2 protein-coding genes are annotated in these 1638 nt (G+C 70.6%); both read left to right on the top strand.

Going from position 1 to position 1638, the window contains the following annotated elements; translation table 11 throughout:
- Window positions 1–1107 (top strand): biotin/lipoyl-containing protein (locus JHN63_RS51525; RefSeq protein WP_307782203.1); only part of this gene is annotated, 1107 nt, incomplete at its 5' end.
- Window positions 1104–1638 (top strand): acyl-CoA dehydrogenase family protein (locus tag JHN63_RS51530; protein ID WP_200692007.1); only part of this gene is annotated, 535 nt, incomplete at its 3' end. The genes JHN63_RS51525 and JHN63_RS51530, both read left to right, overlap by 4 nt.

The following is a 1638-nucleotide window of genomic DNA, read 5'->3' on the forward strand; positions in this document are numbered from 1 at the left end:
GGCGCGGGGACGGTCGAGTTCCTCATCTCCCCCGACGGCAGGCCCCACTTCCTCGAGATGAACACCCGCCTCCAGGTCGAACACCCGGTCACGGAGGCCGTGTTCGGCATCGACCTGGTGGCCCTGCAACTCCGCGTCGCGGAGGGCGAGCCCCTCGAAGCCACCCCTCCACACCCGCAGGGCCACGCCGTCGAGGCCCGCCTCTACGCCGAGGATCCCGCGACCGACTGGACCCCCCAGACCGGCACCCTGCACCGCCTGTCCGTCCCGGCCGGCGTCCGCCTGGACACCGGCTACACCGACGGCGACGACATCGGAGTCCACTACGACCCGATGCTCGCCAAGGTCGTGGCCCACGCCCCCACCCGAGCGGAAGCCGTCCGCAAACTGGCCGGAGCCCTCGACCGCGCGACCGTCCACGGCCCCCTCACCAACCGCGCCCTCCTCGTCAACTCCCTGCGCCACAAGGAGTTCACGACGGCCCACATGGACACCGGCTTCTACGACCGCCACCTCCCCGAACTCACCGCCTCGACCCCCGACCCGCACGCCCCGCTGGCCGCGGCTCTCGCCGACGCCCACGGCCGCTCCCGATTCGGCGGCGCCTGGCGCAACGTCCCGTCCCAGCCGCAGGTGAAGCGGTACGCGACGGGTGACACCGAGTACGAGGTCCAGTACCGGCACACGAGGGAGGGCCTGAGCACGGACGGGGTGCGCGTCGTCCACGCGGACGCCGGTCTCGTCGTACTCGAAGTGGACGGTGTGCAGCGGAAGTTCGAGGTCGCGCGCTACGGCACCGACCAGGTGTACGTGAACACCACCACCCTGACCGCCCTCTCCCGTTTCCCCGACCCGGCGGCCCAGTTGGCCCCCGGCTCACTCCTGGCGCCGATGCCGGGCACGGTGGTGCGGGTCGCGGAGGGCCTGGCGGTAGGAGCCGTGGTGAGTGCCGGCCAACCCCTCTTCTGGTTGGAGGCGATGAAGATGGAGCACAGGATCACGGCTCCGGTCACGGGCACGCTGACGGCCCTGCACGCCGCTCCGGGCCGACAGGTGGAGGTCGGCGTTCTGCTCGCAGTCGTAGAGGTCTCTCAGGAGGATCGATGAGCGTCGCGTTGGAAACCGAAGAACACAAGGCCCTCCGTGCCGCCGTGGCCGCCCTGGGCAAACGCCACGGTCGCGCCTTCGACCGGGAGCAACTCTGGGCCGAGGCGGCCAAATTGGGCTACTTGGGCGTCAACCTCCCGGAACAGTACGGCGGCGGAGGCGGCGGCATCTCCGAACTCTCCATAGTCCTGGAGGAGTTGGGAGCCGCTGGCTGCCCTCTCCTCATGATGGTCGTCTCACCGGCGATCTGCGGCACGGTGATCGCCCGCTTCGGCACGGAGGACCAGAAACAGACCTGGCTCCCCGCGCTGGCGGACGGCACCCGCACCATGGCCTTCGGCATCACCGAGCCGGACGCGGGTTCCAACAGCCACCGCATCACCACCACCGCCCGCCGGGACGGCACGGACTGGCTCCTCACCGGCCGCAAGGTCTTCATCTCCGGCGTGGACCTGGCGGACGCGACCCTCATAGTCGGCCGCACGGAGGACTCCCGCACCGGCCGCCTGAAGCCCTGCCTGTTCATCGTCC

It is taken from the genome of Streptomyces sp. MBT65 (assembly GCF_016612545.1).
In the GTDB taxonomy this organism is placed as follows: domain Bacteria; phylum Actinomycetota; class Actinomycetes; order Streptomycetales; family Streptomycetaceae; genus Streptomyces.